This window comes from Allobosea sp. 05T422_2 (genome assembly GCF_056396265.1).
In genome coordinates this window covers 1-17,482 of sequence record NZ_JBFTLD010000130.1, presented here as the reverse complement: position 1 = coordinate 17,482, position 17,482 = coordinate 1, and the positions used below count along the sequence as shown (strand labels likewise).

General features: G+C 63.9%; 18 protein-coding genes. 7 read left to right on the top strand and 11 right to left on the bottom strand.

Annotation, left to right across the window (positions count from 1 at the left end; genetic code table 11):
- From AC1DJT_RS21175 to AC1DJT_RS21165, 3 genes are all read right to left on the bottom strand, one after another.
- Positions 1-261 (bottom strand): leucine zipper domain-containing protein (locus AC1DJT_RS21175; RefSeq protein WP_476834804.1); only part of this gene is annotated, 261 nt, incomplete at its 3' end.
- Positions 262-470: 209 nt separating this feature from the next.
- A complete protein-coding gene (gene ald / locus AC1DJT_RS21170) occupies positions 471-1,592 on the bottom strand; it encodes an alanine dehydrogenase (protein ID WP_476770555.1) in 1,122 nt (373 codons plus the stop codon).
- A gap of 147 nt (positions 1,593-1,739) precedes the next feature.
- Positions 1,740-2,375 (bottom strand): DUF1989 domain-containing protein, encoded by a 636-nt coding sequence (locus AC1DJT_RS21165; RefSeq protein WP_476770556.1) that lies wholly within the window; start codon positions 2,373-2,375, stop codon positions 1,740-1,742.
- Between the two features lie 247 nt (positions 2,376-2,622).
- On the opposite strand from AC1DJT_RS21165, the gene ligD (AC1DJT_RS21160) reads away from it, so the two are divergent.
- Together ligD (AC1DJT_RS21160) and ku (AC1DJT_RS21155) are read left to right on the top strand one after the other, a co-directional pair.
- Positions 2,623-5,244, top strand: a complete 2,622-nt coding sequence (gene ligD / locus AC1DJT_RS21160) for a DNA ligase D (RefSeq protein WP_476834803.1) — start codon at positions 2,623-2,625, stop codon at positions 5,242-5,244.
- 75 nt (positions 5,245-5,319) lie between these two features.
- Positions 5,320-6,108 carry a non-homologous end joining protein Ku gene (gene ku, locus AC1DJT_RS21155; protein WP_441507751.1) on the top strand — a complete coding sequence of 263 codons (789 nt, stop codon included), beginning with the start codon at positions 5,320-5,322 and terminating at the stop codon, positions 6,106-6,108.
- Here ku (AC1DJT_RS21155) and ku (AC1DJT_RS21150) read toward each other — a convergent pair whose 3' ends face one another.
- Together ku (AC1DJT_RS21150) and AC1DJT_RS21145 are read right to left on the bottom strand one after the other, a co-directional pair.
- Positions 6,109-6,936: a non-homologous end joining protein Ku gene (gene ku / locus AC1DJT_RS21150; protein ID WP_476834802.1), complete on the bottom strand. Its 828-nt coding sequence runs from the start codon at positions 6,934-6,936 to the stop codon at positions 6,109-6,111.
- Positions 6,937-7,555: 619 nt separating this feature from the next.
- A complete protein-coding gene (locus AC1DJT_RS21145) occupies positions 7,556-7,747 on the bottom strand; it encodes a hypothetical protein (protein WP_441507749.1) in 192 nt (63 codons plus the stop codon).
- A gap of 210 nt (positions 7,748-7,957) precedes the next feature.
- Between AC1DJT_RS21145 and ligD (AC1DJT_RS21140) the strand changes: the two genes are divergently transcribed.
- On the top strand, positions 7,958-9,016 hold the full coding sequence (gene ligD, locus AC1DJT_RS21140; RefSeq protein WP_441507748.1) for a non-homologous end-joining DNA ligase: 1,059 nt from the start codon (positions 7,958-7,960) through the stop codon (positions 9,014-9,016).
- 115 nt (positions 9,017-9,131) lie between these two features.
- Here the strand turns inward: ligD (AC1DJT_RS21140) and AC1DJT_RS21135 are convergent, their stop codons facing one another.
- The 6 genes from AC1DJT_RS21135 to AC1DJT_RS21110 all read right to left on the bottom strand — a co-directional run bounded on the left by AC1DJT_RS21135 (position 9,132) and on the right by AC1DJT_RS21110 (position 14,360).
- On the bottom strand, positions 9,132-9,548 hold the full coding sequence (locus AC1DJT_RS21135) for a DUF1236 domain-containing protein (RefSeq protein WP_069881129.1): 417 nt from the start codon (positions 9,546-9,548) through the stop codon (positions 9,132-9,134).
- Between the two features lie 122 nt (positions 9,549-9,670).
- Positions 9,671-9,922, bottom strand: coding sequence for a hypothetical protein (locus AC1DJT_RS21130; RefSeq protein WP_441507746.1), 252 nt, complete (start codon positions 9,920-9,922; stop codon positions 9,671-9,673).
- Between the two features lie 174 nt (positions 9,923-10,096).
- Positions 10,097-12,169, bottom strand: a complete 2,073-nt coding sequence (locus tag AC1DJT_RS21125; protein ID WP_476770560.1) for an ATP-dependent helicase — start codon at positions 12,167-12,169, stop codon at positions 10,097-10,099.
- 133 nt (positions 12,170-12,302) lie between these two features.
- The gene (locus tag AC1DJT_RS21120; protein ID WP_476834801.1) at positions 12,303-13,316 is read right to left on the bottom strand and encodes a DNA topoisomerase IB; all 1,014 of its coding nucleotides are present in this window, start codon (positions 13,314-13,316) and stop codon (positions 12,303-12,305) included.
- Positions 13,317-13,346: 30 nt separating this feature from the next.
- Positions 13,347-13,571 (bottom strand): hypothetical protein, encoded by a 225-nt coding sequence (locus AC1DJT_RS21115; protein ID WP_476770562.1) that lies wholly within the window; start codon positions 13,569-13,571, stop codon positions 13,347-13,349.
- 72 nt (positions 13,572-13,643) lie between these two features.
- Positions 13,644-14,360 (bottom strand): fumarylacetoacetate hydrolase family protein, encoded by a 717-nt coding sequence (locus tag AC1DJT_RS21110; protein WP_476834800.1) that lies wholly within the window; start codon positions 14,358-14,360, stop codon positions 13,644-13,646.
- 172 nt (positions 14,361-14,532) lie between these two features.
- On the opposite strand from AC1DJT_RS21110, the gene AC1DJT_RS21105 reads away from it, so the two are divergent.
- From AC1DJT_RS21105 to AC1DJT_RS21090, 4 genes are all read left to right on the top strand, one after another.
- Positions 14,533-15,546, top strand: a complete 1,014-nt coding sequence (locus AC1DJT_RS21105; protein WP_441477901.1) for an ABC transporter substrate-binding protein — start codon at positions 14,533-14,535, stop codon at positions 15,544-15,546.
- The gene (locus tag AC1DJT_RS21100) at positions 15,543-16,343 is read left to right on the top strand and encodes an ABC transporter ATP-binding protein (protein WP_476770564.1); all 801 of its coding nucleotides are present in this window, start codon (positions 15,543-15,545) and stop codon (positions 16,341-16,343) included. Before AC1DJT_RS21105 ends, AC1DJT_RS21100 begins: the two co-directional genes overlap by 4 nt.
- Entirely contained in the window at positions 16,340-17,212 is an 873-nt protein-coding gene (locus AC1DJT_RS21095) for an ABC transporter permease (protein ID WP_476834799.1), read from the top strand. Before AC1DJT_RS21100 ends, AC1DJT_RS21095 begins: the two co-directional genes overlap by 4 nt.
- Before the next feature lie 23 nt (positions 17,213-17,235).
- Positions 17,236-17,482 (top strand): GntR family transcriptional regulator (locus AC1DJT_RS21090; RefSeq protein ID WP_476834798.1); only part of this gene is annotated, 247 nt, incomplete at its 3' end.

Below are 17,482 nucleotides of genomic sequence, written 5' to 3'. Positions count from 1 at the left end.
GCTCAGCCGCTGGCGCCGCAGCGCGATGATCTGCTCGACCTGGCCTGCCGGCGTCGGGCGATGCAGCCGGCGCGGACGCGACGAGCGGTCCGCCAGCCCGGCCATGCCCTCGGCGGCGAAACGGGCGATCCATTTATGGACGGTCTTGAGGCTGACGCCGGCCGCCCTGGCGATCACGCCAGAGGCCGTGCCTGCCGCCGCCATGCGCACGATCCGCTCTCGACCCAACTGCGTCAGCCGGGCATTCTTGTGGATGTTCATCCGGTTCCTCCGAGGGGTCTGAAGCTTCGCAACCTCAGCTTCCTCGCTCGGGACCGGATGGACAACCTATTGAGAGCTCACAGCTAGATCATCGGACTGGAGATCGTATCCAGTCCGGTGATCTAACCCTTTGTCTTTGCATCGGCTTTGCCCCGAAAACCGCCATCCACTTTTCGGGCCGATGCTTTAGACCGGAACCTTGCTTGCATTCATGCGCGATCAATGACCGCGAGGGGCTCGACGAATGGCAGGCCTTGAGCCCTTGCCACGGGCTCGCAGGTGACCTGCCCGACGCATATGTTGAGACCTTGGCGCAAGTGCGGATCCTGCTTCAAAGCCTCGCGCCAGCCGTGATTGGCGATGGCCAGCACGAAGGGCAATGTCGCATTGTTGAGCGCGAAGGTGGAGGTGCGCGCGACTGCGCCAGGCATGTTGGCCACGCAGTAATGCACGACCCCATCGACGATATAGGTCGGGTCGGAGTGCGTGGTGGCCTTTGAGGTCGCGAAACAGCCGCCCTGATCGATGGCCACGTCCACGACGACGGCGCCCTTCTTCATGGTGCGGATCATATCGTGGCTGACCAGCTTGGGCGCCGACGCGCCAGGGATCAGCACCGCACCAATCACCAGGTCCGCTTGCCTGACGAGCTCTTCAATCGCCGCCTGCGTGGAAAAGACGGTGGTGATCGCATTGCCGAACTGGGTGGCCAGGCGCTTCAGCGGCTCCGCCGACCGGTCCACGACCGTCACCTGCGCTCCCATGCCAATGGCGATGGTCGCCGCATGCGTGCCCGACACGCCTCCGCCGAGAATCACGACGGACGCTGCCGGGACTCCCGGYACACCGCCCAGCAAGATGCCGCGTCCCCCTTGGGCCTTCTCCAGGGCATGTGCGCCGACCTGAGGTGCGAGTCTGCCCGCCACTTCGGACATCGGCGCCAGAAGCGGCAGGCTGCCGGAGGGTGAAGTGACTGTCTCGTAGGCGATACAGATCGCCTTGGATTGAATGAGATCGCGGGTCTGCGCAGGATCGGGAGCAAGGTGCAGATAGGTGAACAGGATCTGTCCGGGCCGCAGACGCTTTCGCTCCTGGGCCAGGGGTTCCTTGACCTTCACCACCATCTCGGCTTCTGCGAATATTATCTCCGGCCCGTCGACTATCTTGGCGCCGACCGCGACGTAGTCCTCATCGGTGATGCCGGCACCAAGACCTGCGCCCGACTGGACCATGACCTGGTGACCATGATGGACCAACTCCCGGATGGATGACGGGACGAGCCCGGTACGCGCTTCATTGTCCTTGATTTCGCAGGGCACGCCGACGAGCATGGAATTCTCCTCCCATGGAGCCAGGGCCTTTATGTTTGGCCCATAGTGCGCGTTTGATTGCGCGGCTGGCAGGATCATTCACCAGCCCGCGCTCGATCATTGCGTCAAATGAGCCCGCTGGCCAGTGCATGGCGATCTGGTCCCCCATCACGAAGAGCGTGAGCTGCGAACGACTTCGATCTCGATTTCTGTACAGCACTCGCCGTTTGTCGGATGGAAATCGACCGAGCACGCCGTAACGACCAGGAGAAGATCGCATTCGGCGCGAACGACGACATACCCGCCAGGCGGGTTGATCGACGGGAGAACCTCAAGCCGGCCGTCTGGTTGCGGAGGCGAGTTTTGGAACAGGTCGACCGGATCGGGTACGAAGGGTAGCGCAACGCCTTCTTCCTGAAGTGCCAAGAGCAGGTTGTCCCTGCAATTTGGATGATCGTGCAGCCCGGCCCGCTCGTAGAGTTCACGGTTGCAGGCAGGAAACAGCATGTCGTGCGGACCGGGGGACCCGTCCTCGACCAATGTCAGCAACGGAACGCCGCGGTCGCTGTAGAAGCTCTCTCCGACCTTGGGAAACAATCGCTCGTTGATGTCTCGGGTCTGGGCCGTGCTCAGCCAGTCGAGTCGGGGCGAGGTGACGAAGGCCCAGAGATCGGCGACCTGCTGCCCCTTCGGATCGACGATGCGGATGATATCGCCACCCGATACGCGTACTGACCGTCCGGATTGGGCGGGAACGATGATGGACAGGTCGCCTGGCTCACGCTTCACAGAACTCGACTGCATTCCAGATCCTCACACCCATTCCGGCTCATCCTAAGGTACCGGTGCTAATTGACGATCAGGATGGCTTGTTCATGGTTCGGGGCGCGCGAGACAGCGCTTCAGCAGGACCTCACGCGCCCMCTGACATCGCAGCTCTCGAAGTTTCGGAACAATCATTTCCCGCGCCTGTTCCTGTGATGTCTTTGCACGGAGTGCCGCCAGGACGTGCATCTTGCGTGCAAGCTCAGCCGCGAACGCGGAGTGTCACTTGGAAAAGCTCAAGGCGTATCGTCAGAAGCGCGATTTCGAGAAGACCAGGGAGCCTGACGGAGACGCTGCGGTTTCGAAATCGAACCGCCTGCGCTTCGTCATCCAGAAGCATGATGCGACCAGGCTTCATTATGATCTGCGCCTGGAACTGGACGGGGTCTTCAAGTCCTGGGCGGTGACCAAGGGCCCCTCGCTTGATCCTGGCGACAAGCGCCTCGCAGTCGAGGTGGAAGACCACCCCCTGCCCTATGGAGATTTCGAAGGGACCATACCCAAGGGGCAATATGGTGGGGGAACGGTTCTGCTCTGGGATCGCGGCTACTGGCAGCCGGAGGGCAAGATCAGCCCGGAGCGCCAACTGGAAAAGGGCGAACTCAAGTTCGTTCTGGACGGCGAGCGCCTCGAGGGCAGCTTTGTCCTCGTTCGGATGCGTCATGACCGGGATGGCGGCAAGCGCACCAACTGGCTGCTGATCAAGCACCGGGACGCGCATTCCGTGGATGGCGACGGTGATGCGGTCTTGAAGGCCGACACGTCCGTTGCCTCCGGCCKCAGCATGGACGCGATCGCGGCCGGCAAGGGGCGTTCGCCCAAGCCATTCCTCCTCGCGAAGGACGCCCTCGCCGCTGACGCCGAATGGGACAGCCGGAAGGGTCTGGCCGCGCAGCGCAGACGAAGCCCGGAACGATCCGGATCTCCCAAGAGATCTCGCCCGGCCCCCATGCCACCGTTCATCGCGCCGCAGCTATGCCGAAGTGTCGAGCGTCCCGCCAATGGTGGCGGGTGGGTGCATGAGATCAAGTTCGATGGCTATCGCATCCAGATGCGGGTCCAGGGCGGGACCGTCACGCTCAAGACGCGGAAGGGGCTCGATTGGACCTCCCGTTTTGAAACGATCGCCAAGGCGGGAGAGAGCCTGCCCGATGCCATCATCGATGGCGAGATCGTCGCGCTCGACAAGCATGGCACGCCGGATTTTGCCGCCCTCCAGGCCGCCATTTCGGAGGGCAGGACGGAGGATCTGATCTTCTTCGCCTTCGACATGCTGTTCAGCGTCGGGGCCGATCTCCGCGAGCTGCCACTCCTGCAGCGCAAGGAGCGTCTGAAGGAGACCCTCGACGACCACGGCGACGGCGTCATCCTGCGCTATGTCGAACATTTCGAGACCGGCGGCGACGCCATCCTGAAATCGGCCTGCCAACTCTCCCTGGAAGGCATCGTCTCGAAGGCGGTCGATGCGCCCTATGTGTCAGGGCGCAGCAACAGCTGGACGAAGGCCAAATGCCGCGCCGGGCACGAGGTCGTGATCGGCGGATGGTCCACGACGGCCGGCAAATTCAAGTCGCTTCTGGTCGGCGTCAATCGAGGGTCGGATCTTGTCTATATCGGACGGGTGGGTACGGGCTACAGCGCCGCCAAGGTGCAGGCGCTGTTGCCAAAGCTGAAGGCGGCCGCCGCGACAGCCTCGCCCTTCAAAGGGGCCGGCTCTCCCAAGCGCGAGCCCGGGGTCACCTGGTTGAAGCCCGAACTTGTCGCGGAGATCGAGTTTGCCGGCTGGACCGGGGATGGCATGGCTCGTCAGGCCGCCTTCAAGGGWYTGCGCGARGACAAGCCCGCCGACGAGGTGGAAACCGACCTCCCCGCAGATCCGAAAGGCACCGAGACGCCGCAGCCGAAACCGGTATCCTCGCGCCGTCGGGGCGAGAGGGCCACTGTCATGGGGGTCGGCATCAGCCACCCCGAGAAGATCTTGTGGCCGAATGCGGGGGATGACCGGCCTGTCTCCAAGCAGGAACTGGCCGAATATTTCGCGGCGGTCGGCGACTGGATGATGCCCCATATCAAGGGCYGGCCCTGTTCGCTTGTGCGCGCGCCCGATGGAATTACGGGCGAGATGTTCTTCCAGCGCCACGCCGGCATGGGAACCTCGAACCTGTTCGAACTCGTCCGGGTCTTTGGCGACAAGAAGCCCTATCTCCAGATCGATCGGATCGAGGCGTTGGCGGCGGCGGCCCAGATYGGCGGCATCGAGCTTCACCCGTGGAACTGCATGCCCGATGATCCGGAGACGCCGGGCCGCCTGGTCTTCGATCTCGATCCAGGGCCCGGCGTGACATTCGGTGAGGTGATCGAGGCCGCAAGCCAGATGCGCGAGCGGCTGGATGCGCTTGGACTGGCCAGTTTCTGCAAGACCACAGGCGGCAAGGGACTACATGTCGTCACGCCCTTGGCGGCTGGAAAGCGCAACAAGATCGAGTGGCCTGCGGCGAAAGATTTCGCTCGCCACATCTGCGCGGAACTCGCCGCCGAACAGCCCTCACGCTACGTGGTCAATATGGCCAAGCGTCTCAGAAATGGCCGCATCTTCCTCGACTATCTGCGAAATGACCGCATGGCGACGGCGGTCGCCCCCCTGTCGCCGCKGGCACGGCCGGGCGCTCAGGTCTCGATGCCGCTGACTTGGCCGCAGGYCAAAGCCGATCTCGACCCCAAGCGCTTTACCGTGCGGACCGTGCCGGGCCTGCTCAAGACGACCAAGGCTTGGGAAGGCTATGACGACGCGGCAGGCTCGCTCTCCGACGCGATCAAGAAGCTGGGCAGGCGCGCCACGGCTGCCTGACGGGTTGCCGAAAGCGGCGCCGGGGAACGATCAGCCACGCCACCGCGTTCACCGGGTGTGTCGGGAGATGTGACCATGGCGCCGCGGACGTTCTGGAAGGGCTATCTCAAGCTGTCCCTCGTGACCTGTCCAGTCGCGATGATGCCGGCCCGATCGGACAACGAGAAGGTCCGCTTCCATACGCTCAACCGCAAGACCGGAAACCGGATACGAAGTCGCTTCGTCGATGCGGTCACCGGCAAGCCCGTCAGCGACGAGGACGAGGTCAAGGGCTATCCAAGGGGCGATGACGACTATGTCATGTTGGAAGACGATGAACTCGACTCCGTGGCACTGGAGAGCACCCGAACCATCGACATCCAGACCTTCGCTCCAAGATCATCGGTCGGCTGGATCTGGTATGACACGCCTCATTACCTCGTGCCCGATGCAAAGGTCGGGGAAGAGGCATTCTCCGTCATCCGCGAAGCGATGAAGCGTACGAAGACGGTCGGAATCTCGCGGCTCGTCCTCTATCGGCGCGAACGGGCCGTGCTGCTGGACGCCCGCGATAACGGCATCGTCTTGTGGACCTTGCGCTATGGCGATGAGGTCCGGCCCGAGAAAGATTATTTCGCCGGGATCGGCGAGGCCGCACCGGACTCTGATCTGCGTCCCCTGATGGACAAGCTCATCGCGACCCGCACCAAGGACTGGTCCCCGGAGCTTGCCAAGGATCCGGTCCAGGAGGAGCTGCTTGGTATCATCAAGGCCAAGGAGAAGGGCCGCAATCCGATGAGGACATCGCCGCGTCCGGCCTCGGAAGGCAATGTCGTCAACATCATGGACGCGCTCAAGCGCAGCCTGGAACCGCGGCGCAAATAATCAACTCGCCTTCTTGCGCGGGGCTTGCTTCGCCGCTGCGGGCTTCTCGCCGCCGCCAGCCTTGGCACTTTGACGCAATGCCTCCATCAGGCTGACGACCTTCGAGGGCTCGGGCCGCTTCTGTGGCTTGATCTTGCGGCCTTCGATCTTGGCCTGGACGAGTTCGGCCAGCGCGGCTTCATAGCGATCGTCGAACTGTTTGGGATCGAACTTGCCAGCCTTCGTCTTGATGATGTGCTCGGCCAGGTCGAGCATCTCACCGTCGATCTTGATTTCCGGGATCTCGCTGAAGGCGTCCTCGGCCGAGCGGACCTCGTAGTCGAAGTTCAACGTCGTCGCGATCAACCCTTCGTCCTGAGGACGGATCAGGATCGATCGCATCCGGCGGAAGATGACCGTTCGGGCCAGCGCGGCCGACTTCTGGTCCTTCATTCCCTCGCGGATCAGCGCGAAGGCTTCGGACGCCACGGGTGAGGCAGGCGCGATATAGTAGGGCTTGTMGAAGAAGATCTCGTCGATCTCGCCGCACCGCAGGAACGTCTCGACCGTGAGGGTCTTGTCGCTTTCCGGGATCGCGGCGGCGATCTCTTCCGGCTCGAGCAGGACGTAATCGCCGTTGCCCTTGTCGTAGCCCTTGACCTGATCCTCGGTCTCGACCGGCTTGCCGGAGACCTCGTCGATATACTGACGATGGACGCGGTTGCCGGTCTTGCGGTTCAAGGTGTGAAACGAGATCCGCTCGGCGGTCGAGGCTGCCGTGTAGAGCGAAACCGGGCAGCTCACCTCGGCGATCTTCAGAACGCCTTTCCAGACAGCGCGCGGCGCCATGACATTTCCCCATAGCGTTTCAGCGGACGCGAGCGAGGAACGAGCGGGCATCCATGATGGTTCCAGTTTGCACCGCACCACGCGACCAAAGAAGCACCGGAACCGTGATGGACGTCGGCGCTCGGCTGCATTCGTTCACGACAGAAAAGGCGTCGACTGGCGGCTACAGGGAACACGTTATCGTGAGATGGTTCTGCCCTATGCGCCCCAGGCAGATGCCCGAGTACCTGAACAGGGCTTGCCCGACCGGAGCCTCGCAACGGCTCTGTCTCGTCTTTCGTTTCGTTGACGGGCTGGTCGCATTGCCCTGCCGAGCGCGCCAGGCCTTACGTGGTCATGGTGATGTCCGCAATGGCGTCTGCCGCGGCTCGTAGGCGTGGATGGCCGTTCTAAGCGCAGCGAGCTGACGATCTCGGGCGGCGCTCGGCCTGATGCCTTCCAACTGGCCAACGCGCTCACAAGCATCGCGATAGTCTTCGTGCGTACGGAGTGTCACCGTCACTGGTTCTGATCTGGAAAGGGTATCGGACATGCAAAGCACCTCCCTGTAGGGAGCAACCTAAACCTTGGAGCGCTCCCGGCAATGTCATTTGCCGGATGCGGCAACTCTTGATCGAATTCACTCCAGCCGCGTGATGATCAGCCCGGTTCTGGCGACTTCGAACCTGCGCTCGTCGACAAAGTTCACGAGCGCACCGCTATCGAGCGTGTAGGTGATGCTGCGCAGACCGGGATAGAGCCGCCAGACGATGACCGCATAATGCTTGCCGTCCTCGTCCTCACAGATCTCGCGTGACAGCTCGGTCGGCATGATGGCAGCCGGCCGGGGGCGACCATTCAGCGGCCGTCGATCGGAAGGTCGTCCGGGTTTCCGCTTGGGATGAAAAGCGCGGGGTAACGAACCCATGTCAGCACTCCCATATCACCACCATATCCTAACTGCTGAGGCGGCACGAAGTTCCACGTCGCCGGAACGAGTGCCCGCTGCCCGGCGTTTGTCTGCGGTGGAGGAGAACCCGTCATGCGCGTGCGCCAGATGTCGCGGTCCGGCCCCGGTTCGGAGGCGTTGAAGGGCACGGTCTTGTCGCCCGTTGCCATACCAGTGGAGGCCCGTCTCCCTGACGACAGCACGCAAGATGACGATCCTATGCCGCAGCATGTCGAGCCATGCCTTGCCAGTGAGGCGGCAAAGCCGCCCAAGGGGTCCAATTGGTCGTTCGAGGTGGCATGGGACGGCTACCGGCTTGCCGTTCATATCGAGCCTTCGCGCGAGGTGCGCCTGCTTGCGCGAGACGGCCGGGATTGGACGGCCCGCTTTCCCGCGATCGTGGCGGCGGCGAAGCAGATCGTCGTCGACAGTGCTATCCTTGATGGCGAGGCCGTCATCCTCGATCGGAGCGGAAAATCGGATCTCGCGGCATTGGAGCAAGCGCTCGGCGGGCGAGACGGCAAGGGCAGCGCCGAACTCGCGGTCCTGTTTGCCTTCGATCTTCTGTACCTCAATGGACAGGATCTGCGGCATCTGCCGCTCTCGCAGCGGCGCGAGGTCCTGGCCGATGCAATCGACCGCGCGTCTCCCGGTATCCTGCTCAGTGAGGACGTGATTGCCGACGGAGAGGCGTTCTACACCCTCGCCTGCAAGCTCGGCCTCGAAGGCATCATCGCAAAACGCCTTGATGCACCCTATCGCTCCGGCCGCGATGGTGACTGGCTCAAGATCAGGTGCATCCAGTCGGAGCGCTTCGTCATCATCGGATATGAGCCTTCGATCGGCTTTGGAGGAATCGGCAGGTTGCTGCTCGCTGCGGAAAAGGCCGACGGCCTGGTCTATGTCGGCGGGGTTGGCAGCGGCTTCACCGAGCTGTCCGGCGCCGCCTTGAAGGCGCGGCTCGACGCGAGACTCGTTCCGCGACCACCCCTGGCCATCCAGCGGACAGCCGCGCGCTGGGTTTCGCCCGTGCTGGTTGCCGAGATCGAATTCCGCGGCTGGACCGATGACGGCAAGCTTCGCCACGCGACTTACAAGGGCCTGCGCGACGAAGCCGGTGCTGCGAGGATCTTTCGGTTCGATGATGCATAGGAGTCAGGACCGAGCCAGGGCCGGACATCGCGGACAAGGCCACGCGTTCGCCAGGCAGCAAACGGCCCGCCAACGGAAGCTGCTGGCGGGCCGAACGGTTGGACGATTGTGCTGATCACTCGATGATCTGAACGATCCTGCGGGTGCCGGGCTCGACCAGCACAGTGCGGTTATTCACGACCGTATAGCGGTACTGGGTCGCGCCATACTCGCGCGGCACTTCGCGATAGGTCACGCCCTCATTCGGGAGCACGGTGCCGACCGCGAGCGGCTCGGCATAGGTGTAGGACGGCACACGCTGCTCGACCACATAGGTCTTGAAGCGGGGGGTATTGTCGCCGACGATGCCGCCTACGACAGCGCCACCCACGCCGCCGACAACAGCACCGACCGGACCGCCGACGATCGCCCCGCCCACGGCGCCTGTCGCCGCGCCGGCAGCTGCACCACCCTGCGCGCCCTGCGGATTCTGGGCGAATGACGCGACGGGCACGAGAATCAGGGTCGCGGCGAGAGCAAGCTTCTTCATCATCACAGATCTCCTTCGCTGAGGGTTCTGTGATCAGGAACGGGCTCGATTCCGGTTTGTTCCACCGATCGGCATCCGGACGTCGGTGTCCCGCGAGAGGCCGCCTCCGTCGCGAACGGCCGCAATCAGGTCTCGGCCTGGGTCACCCCAAGCTTGTGCCAGAGCTGTTCCCTGTCCATGCAGGAGACGTCGTAAGTGACCTGTCGGCCCTTGAATTCCGGTCGTTTTCCAAACTCCACCGTCATCGCACGCGCGATGTCGTCGATGCGGGCTTCGCAGGCCTGCACCGTCGTGAAACCCTGTTCGCTGATCCGGGAAGCGGTGCAGGTCGCTTCGCCGGAAATGCACGCGACAATCACCATCGTGAAGGCATCCATGGAGGCACTCCGAGTGAAATCGAGTCAGGCCAGCCATGAAGGCTGGGGTTTCTGGGTTACCGAGAGCTTAAGGGGAACAAGCARGATGCGGGCCGGCGCCACCGGCGCAGGCCGATCGCGCCTTCTGCGATCGCATCGGCTTACCCGAAAACCGCAATCCCTCGGGCCGATGCTTCAGCGCCACATGCCCTTGAGTCGTGCCGACACGTCAATTCTCACGCCGCTGCGGTGTTGCATGGCGGCCTGAGCCTGCTCGATGGGCCAGGTCGCCTGCTCGAACAGGTGCAGCAGGGCATGCGGGATGAACCGCGTGCGTGCCGCGTAGACATGCCGATCGCCTCGCGCGGCCTGGCCATGAGTGAAGAAGCGCTGCGGCACGACCAGATGCAGGTCGTCCCTGGCGCGCGTCATCGCGACATAGAGCAGCCTGCGCTCCTCCTCGATCTCGGCGGTCTCCCCGACGGCAAGGTCACTGGGAAGACAGCCGTCCACCGTGTTCAGCACAAAGACCGACTTCCATTCCTGTCCCTTGGCGGAGTGGATGGTCGAGAGGATGAGAAAATCCTCGTCCAGCGATGGCGGACCCGCTTCATCGCTCGTTGCGTCGGGCGGATTGAGGGTGAGCTCGGTGAGGAAGCGCTCGCGGGATGGATAGCCGGAGGCGATCTGCTCCAGCTGAACCAGATCGGCTCGACGCGTGGTGAAATCCTCGTGAATGCGCTCCAGGTGAGGGTCGTACCAGAGACGGGCCCGTTCGAGGTCTGCCGGCCAGCCTATCCCTGAGCGCAGCGCCCGGAATGTCGCAACGAAATCCGGCCAGGCGTCGCCCGTACGCGCGGGCGCCGACAGCTCCGCGAGGCCTGCTGCGAAATCATCTGCCGTGCCGGCCTGATCGAGCACGCGTTGCGCGGAGGTCGGCCCCACGCCCGGAAGCAGCTGCAGCAAGCGGAACCCGGCGACCCTGTCGCGCGGATTCTCGACGAAGCGCAGCATCGCCAGCATGTCTTTGACATGGGCGGCATCGAGGAATTTCAGCCCGCCGAACTTCTTGTAAGGAATATTGCGCCGTGTCAGCTCGACCTCCAGCGGGCCGCTGTGATGCGAGGCGCGAAAGAGCACCGCCTGCTGCTTGAGCGTGTGCCCCGCCTCCCTGTTCTCCAGCACGCGCGTCGCGACGAAGCGCGCCTGGTCGGCTTCGTCGCGAACATTGACGAGTTGGGGCTTGCCGCCCGACTGGCGGTCGGTCCAGAGGTTCTTGGTGAAGCGCTCGCGGGCGAGCTCGATCACCCCATTCGCGGCGGCCAGAATGGGCTGGTTCGAACGATAGTTCTGATCCAGCGTGACGACCTCAGCCGGTGGGCTGAAGGCCTGGGGGAAATCGAGGATATTGCGGATCTCGGCGGCGCGGAACGAGTAGATCGATTGCGCGTCATCGCCGACGACGGTGAGCCCCTGGCCATCGGGCTTGAGCGCCAGCAGGATCGAGGCCTGAAGCTTGTTGGTATCCTGATACTCGTCGACGAAGACATGGTCGAAACGTCCGCCCATCTCCGCGGCAAGGCTGGGCTCGCTTGCGGCCTGGGCCCAGCACAGCAGAAGATCGTCGTAATCAAGGACGTTCTGGGCCTGCTTGGCCTCGACATAGGCTGAAAAGAGCTGCTTCAGCTCCCCTGCCCATGATGCGCACCAGGGAAAKGAAGCACCCAGCACGGCCTCAACCGGCTCTTCGGCATTGACGCAGCGCGAATAGATCGCAAGGCAGGTGCCCTTCTTGGGAAAGCGCCCTTCCGTTTTCGAGTAGCCAAGCTCGTGACGAGCGAGGTTCATCAGGTCGGCGCTGTCCTCGCGGTCATGGATCGTGAAATGCGGATCGAGCCCAAGCTCCGGCGCGTAATCCCGGAGCAGCCTTGCTCCCACGCTGTGAAAGGTCCCGGCCCAGGTCAGYGCGTCGGTCATGACGGCAGCCCCCTCTCCCAGCACGTCGCGCGCGATGCGCTCCACCCGCCTCGCCATCTCGGCTGCAGCGCGTCGGGAGAAGGTCAGCATCATCATGCGGCGCGGGTCCGCACCGTTCAGGATCAGATGCGCGACACGATGCGCGAGCGTGTTGGTCTTGCCGGATCCCGCCCCCGCGATCACCAGCAAGGGACCCGGCTGCGTGCCGACGCCGTGCTCCACCGCGCGGCGTTGCGCGGGGTTGAGCCTGTCGAGATAGCTTGGTGGCGCCAGCGAATCGAGAGCGAACATGTCTCATATTCGATCATTTTTCGCGTTTTGTTCGCAACGCAAAAGATCGGGAATAGGGCAGCCGTCCTGAGCCAGATGGCCGAAGCCCTATGGCAGGATCGGTTTCGACCTGATCATGAGGCGGCGATTCACCTCACCCAGCCAGCGAGGCGAGCGCCCGCTCGATCCGGGAACAGCCGCCCCTGGCGCGCGCCTTCTCGAAGGAGGCCGCGAGCTTCCCGTTGGCATAGGCCTTCACCACGATGGCGTGGACATAGCTCTTGCGCGTCACGGCAGGCGTGTTCGCCAGTTGCTCCGAGACGGCGCGCATGATCTCGGCGAGCTGACGCTTCTCGCTGCCATCGCCGATCATGATCTGGCTGGCCAGCAGCAGTTCGGCGGCCGCAGCGTTCCCCGCCAGCATCCTCAAATCCTTGGCACTGATGGCGAGGCCGGAGATCTCGCGGAGATAGGCGTTGATGTMGCCGGCATGGACCGGCGTCACCTTGCCGTCCTCGTCCCGGTATTGCAGCAGTCGCCGGCCGGGCAACTGCGCAATCCGGGCAAGTGCTCGGGCGAGCGGGCCATCCTGCCGCGAGCATGCGATCTGCTTTCCGCCCTTGCCGCGAAACAGCAGGTCGATCCGCGAGGCCGTCAACGCGACATGGCGCTTGAGGAGCGTCGAGGCACCATGGCTGCCATTGCTCCTCGCATAGGCCTCGCCGCCAACGCGCAGATGGCAGCGGTCGATGATGGCGACTGCGCAAGCCAGCGTTTTCCTGCGGCAGAGCGCACGCGCCTTGAGATCATCGGCGACCGCCTTGCGCAAACGGGGCAGCGCGTCGATCAGCAGCCGCAATCGCTTCAACTTGCGGCGTTCGCGGACCCGCTCCCATTCGGGATGATAGAGATATTGCAGCCGCCCGGCCTCGTCCCGCCCGACCGCCTGGAGATGGGCCCGTGGATCGGCCGCGATGCGCACCTCGCGATAGGCGGGCGGAATTGCAAGTGAGCGGATCCGCTCAAGCAAGGCCGCGTCCCGGACGGGCTCGTCAGTGGCGTCGAGATAGGCAAAGCCCCTGCCGCGCCGGCCCCTGCGGATCGTCAGATCTCCGGGATTGACGATCCGCAGCCGACCAGGGGCGCGGGATGGCTTGCCGGCGACCATGGCGTTACTGCTTGCCCAGCGCTTCCTGCATCAAGCCGCTTCCCGGCGGTTATGATGGCGGCGCACGAGTTCTTCGGCGTAGGCCAAGTCAGCCTGCGTGAAGGCCGGCACCGGATCCGTGAGGATGGCGGTGAGGACATCCCGGTCGCGCTGGCCATTCGCTATCACAAAGGCGAGCGCATCCCTCGTCTCGCGTTCGGCATGAAGCTGGGCCACGAGGGCCGCAATCAATCTGTCCTTGGCCGATAGCTGCATGGCAAAACCTCCGCAGGAAGCTTCGCGATAAACACGGTCGGGCCAGCGCTTGTTCCGCCCAGGCGCAATCTGTCAGCCCGCCAGCGGCGACGCGCCGATCGTGACGGTGAGCGCGCCGAGGCGCTCGATGCTGCCGACGAGAACATTACCGGGAAGGACCGCGCCGACGCCATGCGGCGTACCGGTCATGATCACATCGCCGGGCTCGAGCGAGTAATATTTCGAGAGTGTCGCAATGATCTCGGGCGTGCGCCAGATCATCAAGGACAGGTCGGAATCCTGGCGTGCGACACCGTCGACCTCGAGGCGGATTTTGCCCGTCGACGGGTGGCCGACCTGTTCGACCGGGTAGATCGGGCCGCAGGGCGCCGAGTGATCGAATGATTTCTTAAGTTCCCACGGGATCCGCGGGCCGTCTGGCGTGTCGAGCAGCTTGCGGCGGGTCATGTCGAGGCAGATGCCGTAGCCGAAGACATGCTCGAGCGCTTCGTCCTGAGGGATGTTGTAGCCGCCGGACTTCATCGCCACCATGAGCTCGAGCTCGAAGTGAAAATCGTCCGTCATCGGCGGATAGGGAACGACGCCGCCGTTCTGGACGATTGCATCGGYCGGCTTCTGGAAGATCAGCGGGAAATCGCGGGTCTCGTCGCCGCCCATCTCCCTGACATGGGCGACATAGTTGCGACCGACGCAGTAGATCCGCCGGATCGGGAAGCGCGCCGAGGAGCCCTCGATCGGCAGTGACTGGAGGGTCGGCGCCGGAACGGCGAAGTCTGCGAGTGTCGTCATCTGGGAAGCCATGCGCTGGGTCACGATCGGGACAGCATATGGGCCGGCTCGATCCTGTCCAGATAAATCTGCATATTTTTATCACACGCCAGATAATCTGAATTTATTTGACACGTTTGATCGATAATGCATCGTTCGCTCATCCGTATCAGAAAAACGCAAGGGGAGCGGGATGAAACGTAGGCAGTTCATGGCAGCGGCGGCGGGCCTGCCGCTTGCGCTCGCAGCGTCGCGTGTTCATGCGCAGGCGCAGGATGAGCTCACGATCGTCTATCCGAGCCCGGGCGGGCTGGGTTATTTCGCCCTCTATGCCGCGATCGGCGAAGGTTATTTCGCCGAGGAGAAGCTCAAGATCCAGCCGCGCAGCGTCAATGGTTCGGCCCAGGCCATCCAGGCGCTCCTTGCGGGCCAGGCGCAGCTCGCCCATCCCGGTCCGGGGCCGCTGATGGCGGCGCGCGAACGGGGCCAGGATCTGGTCTACATCTACAATTACTTCACCCGCAGCCAGTTCAACCTCGTCGTGCCGGAGGCTTCGCCGTTCCAGAAGCCCACCGACCTGAAGGGCAAGGTCATCGGCGTCGGCACGGCAGACGGGGCGGAGGTCGCGTTCGTGCGCTCGATCTTCGACGCCGAGGGCATGAAGGAAGGCCAGGACTACAAGTTCATCACGGTTGGCGAGGGCGGCATGGCTGTCGCCGGCTTCATGCAGAAGGCGATCGACGCCTATGCCTCCGACACCGCGGGCGCGGCCACGCTGACACTGCGCGGTGTCAAGCTGCGCTCGCTGACACCTCCGCCGTTCCAGTCCTTCTTCGGCAACGGCTATGTGGTGACGCGGAAATATCTCGACGAGAACCGCAGCATGCTGGAGCGCTTCGGCCGCGCGCTGGTCAGGGGCACCAAATTCGGGATCGACCCGGCCAACCGGGCCGCGACCCTGAAACATGCCCGCATGGGCAATCCGCAACAGCTGGAAAACATGCCCTTCGCCGAGGCTCTGCTCGACGTCTATTACAAGCTGACCAGTCCGATCGATCCCGCCAAGGGTTTTGGCTACAACCACCCCGCCGCCTGGGAGATGTGGCAACAGACGCTCGTTGCCTCGGGCGATCTCAAGAAGCCGCTGGCCGACCTGACCAAGGCCTATTCCAACGATCTCGTCACGGCCTGGAACGCTCCGCGATGACGGTGGCGGCGACTGTATCGGCCGAGGCGCGACCTCGGCCGGTCTACGAACTCGCGCAGGTTTCGAAATCCTACGGCGAGCGCGTGGTGGCGCTGGAGAACGTCGATCTGGTTCTCCGGGAAGGTGAGTTCCATTCGGTCATCGGCTCGAGCGGCTGCGGGAAGTCGACGCTGCTCAAGATCATGGCGGGCCTGACACCGCCTTCGAAGGGCCGGGTGATGCTCGCGGGGACACCGGTGCTGGGCGCCCGTGCCGATATCGGGATGATGTTCCAGCAGGCGACGCTGTTTCCGTGGCGGACGACGCTCCAGAACATCCTGCTGCCGGTCGAAGTCCGCGAAGGGCGCGCTGCAGCCGAGACGGCCGCGGCGCGTGCTCGCGTCCTGCTCGAACTGGTCGGGCTGAAAGGGTTCGAGGACACCTACCCCTCGCAGCTCTCGGGCGGCATGGCGCAGCGCGCCGCGATCTGCCGGATGCTGATCTCGGAGCCGAATGTGCTGCTGCTCGACGAGCCGTTCAGCGCACTCGACGAGATCACCCGTGATTTCATGAACATGGAGCTGCAGCGCATCTGCCGCGAGCGCAACGCCTCGGCCTTCCTGGTGACCCATTCCATCGCCGAGGCCGTCATCCTCTCCGACATCGTGCATGTGATGTCGTCGCGCCCCGGGCGGATCGTGCGCAGCATCCCCATCGCCCTGCCGCGGCCGAGGACGCTCGACATGACCACGCTGCCGCTCTTCGGCGAGTATGTCGGTGTGATCCGCGGCCTTCTCGACAAGGGAGCATTCCGGTGAGCCATGTCGCGGAGAAGCCGTTGGCAGCCGCCCTGCCCGCCGACACGGTCTGGATCGAAAAGGTTTCGTGGATTTCCAAGGCCCCGCGCTGGGCCTCGATGCTTGGGCTGCTCGTGCTCTTCCTCGGGCTCTGGCAGGGCATCACCGCCGCCGAGATCGTCTCGCCGCYGATCCTGCCTACCCCCGGCGATACGCTGCGCGATATCGGCTTCGTCGGGCGCAACCTGATGGCCGGGGACTATATGCTGCCAGCCTTCTGGGTCACGGCAAGCGAGGTCCTCGTGGGCTTCGTCGTGGCGCTGGCGATCGGTGTCACGCTCGGCGTCGTGGTCGGGGAAACGAGCTTCGGCGAGCGCGCGGTGATGCCTTACATCGTCGCGGTCGACACCATGCCCAAGCTCGCCTTCGCTCCGCTCTTCGTCGCCTGGCTCGGGTTCGGCATCATGTCGAAGGTCGCGCTCGCAGCCTTCATCTCGGTGTTTCCGATCATCGTCGGCACCGCGGCCGGGCTGCATGCGGCCGACGAAAATGCGCGCATGCTGTTCAAGAGCATCGGCGCCTCGCGCCTCCAGACACTGGTCAAGCTGAAGATCCCGACCGGCCTGCCGCAGTTCTTCACCGGCCTGAAGATCGCGGCGATCAGCGTGGTCTCGGGCGCGATCGCCGGCGAATTCCTCGGCGGCGGCCAGGGCTTCGGCGAGCTGATCCGGGTCGCCGCATCGCAGCTCGACACCCCGCGCGTCTTCTCGCTGATCATCTATCTCAGCCTGCTCGGGCTTTTCATGTTCGGCGTCGTGTCCTGGATGCAGTACAGGTTCGTCTTCTGGCAGCGTTCGAGTAACACCATCTCTTCCAGGGCACCCCGGTGAGCGGCAGCAGGACAGACACGACCATGGCAAAAGCTGCCGAGAAGACCACGCTGTCGACGACGGTCTACCAGAAACTGCGCAGCGACATCATCCAGGGCGAATTCAGGCCGGGTGAGAAGCTGCGCATCGAGGGGATTGCCTCGACCTATGGCGTCGGCAGCAATGCGGTCCGCGAGGCCCTGTCGCGGCTGTCATCGGAGCGCCTCGTCGAGCGGCACGAGCAGCGTGGCTTCTCGGTGCCGACGATTGCCCTCGACGATTGGCGGGTCC

Bases quoted from the DNA above. Each gene is read 5' to 3' on its own strand.
- AC1DJT_RS21165 (WP_476770556.1), bottom strand. From the start codon at position 2,375: ATGCAGTCGAGTTCTGTGAAGCGTGAGCCAGGCGACCTGTCCATCATC.
- ku (WP_441507751.1), top strand. From the start codon at position 5,320: ATGGCGCCGCGGACGTTCTGGAAGGGCTATCTCAAGCTGTCCCTCGTG.
- AC1DJT_RS21145 (WP_441507749.1), bottom strand. From the start codon at position 7,747: ATGCCGACCGAGCTGTCACGCGAGATCTGTGAGGACGAGGACGGCAAG.
- ligD (WP_441507748.1), top strand. From the start codon at position 7,958: ATGCGCGTGCGCCAGATGTCGCGGTCCGGCCCCGGTTCGGAGGCGTTG.
- AC1DJT_RS21135 (WP_069881129.1), bottom strand. From the start codon at position 9,548: ATGATGAAGAAGCTTGCTCTCGCCGCGACCCTGATTCTCGTGCCCGTC.
- AC1DJT_RS21130 (WP_441507746.1), bottom strand. From the start codon at position 9,922: ATGGATGCCTTCACGATGGTGATTGTCGCGTGCATTTCCGGCGAAGCG.
- AC1DJT_RS21115 (WP_476770562.1), bottom strand. From the start codon at position 13,571: ATGCAGCTATCGGCCAAGGACAGATTGATTGCGGCCCTCGTGGCCCAG.
- AC1DJT_RS21105 (WP_441477901.1), top strand. From the start codon at position 14,533: ATGAAACGTAGGCAGTTCATGGCAGCGGCGGCGGGCCTGCCGCTTGCG.
- AC1DJT_RS21100 (WP_476770564.1), top strand. From the start codon at position 15,543: ATGACGGTGGCGGCGACTGTATCGGCCGAGGCGCGACCTCGGCCGGTC.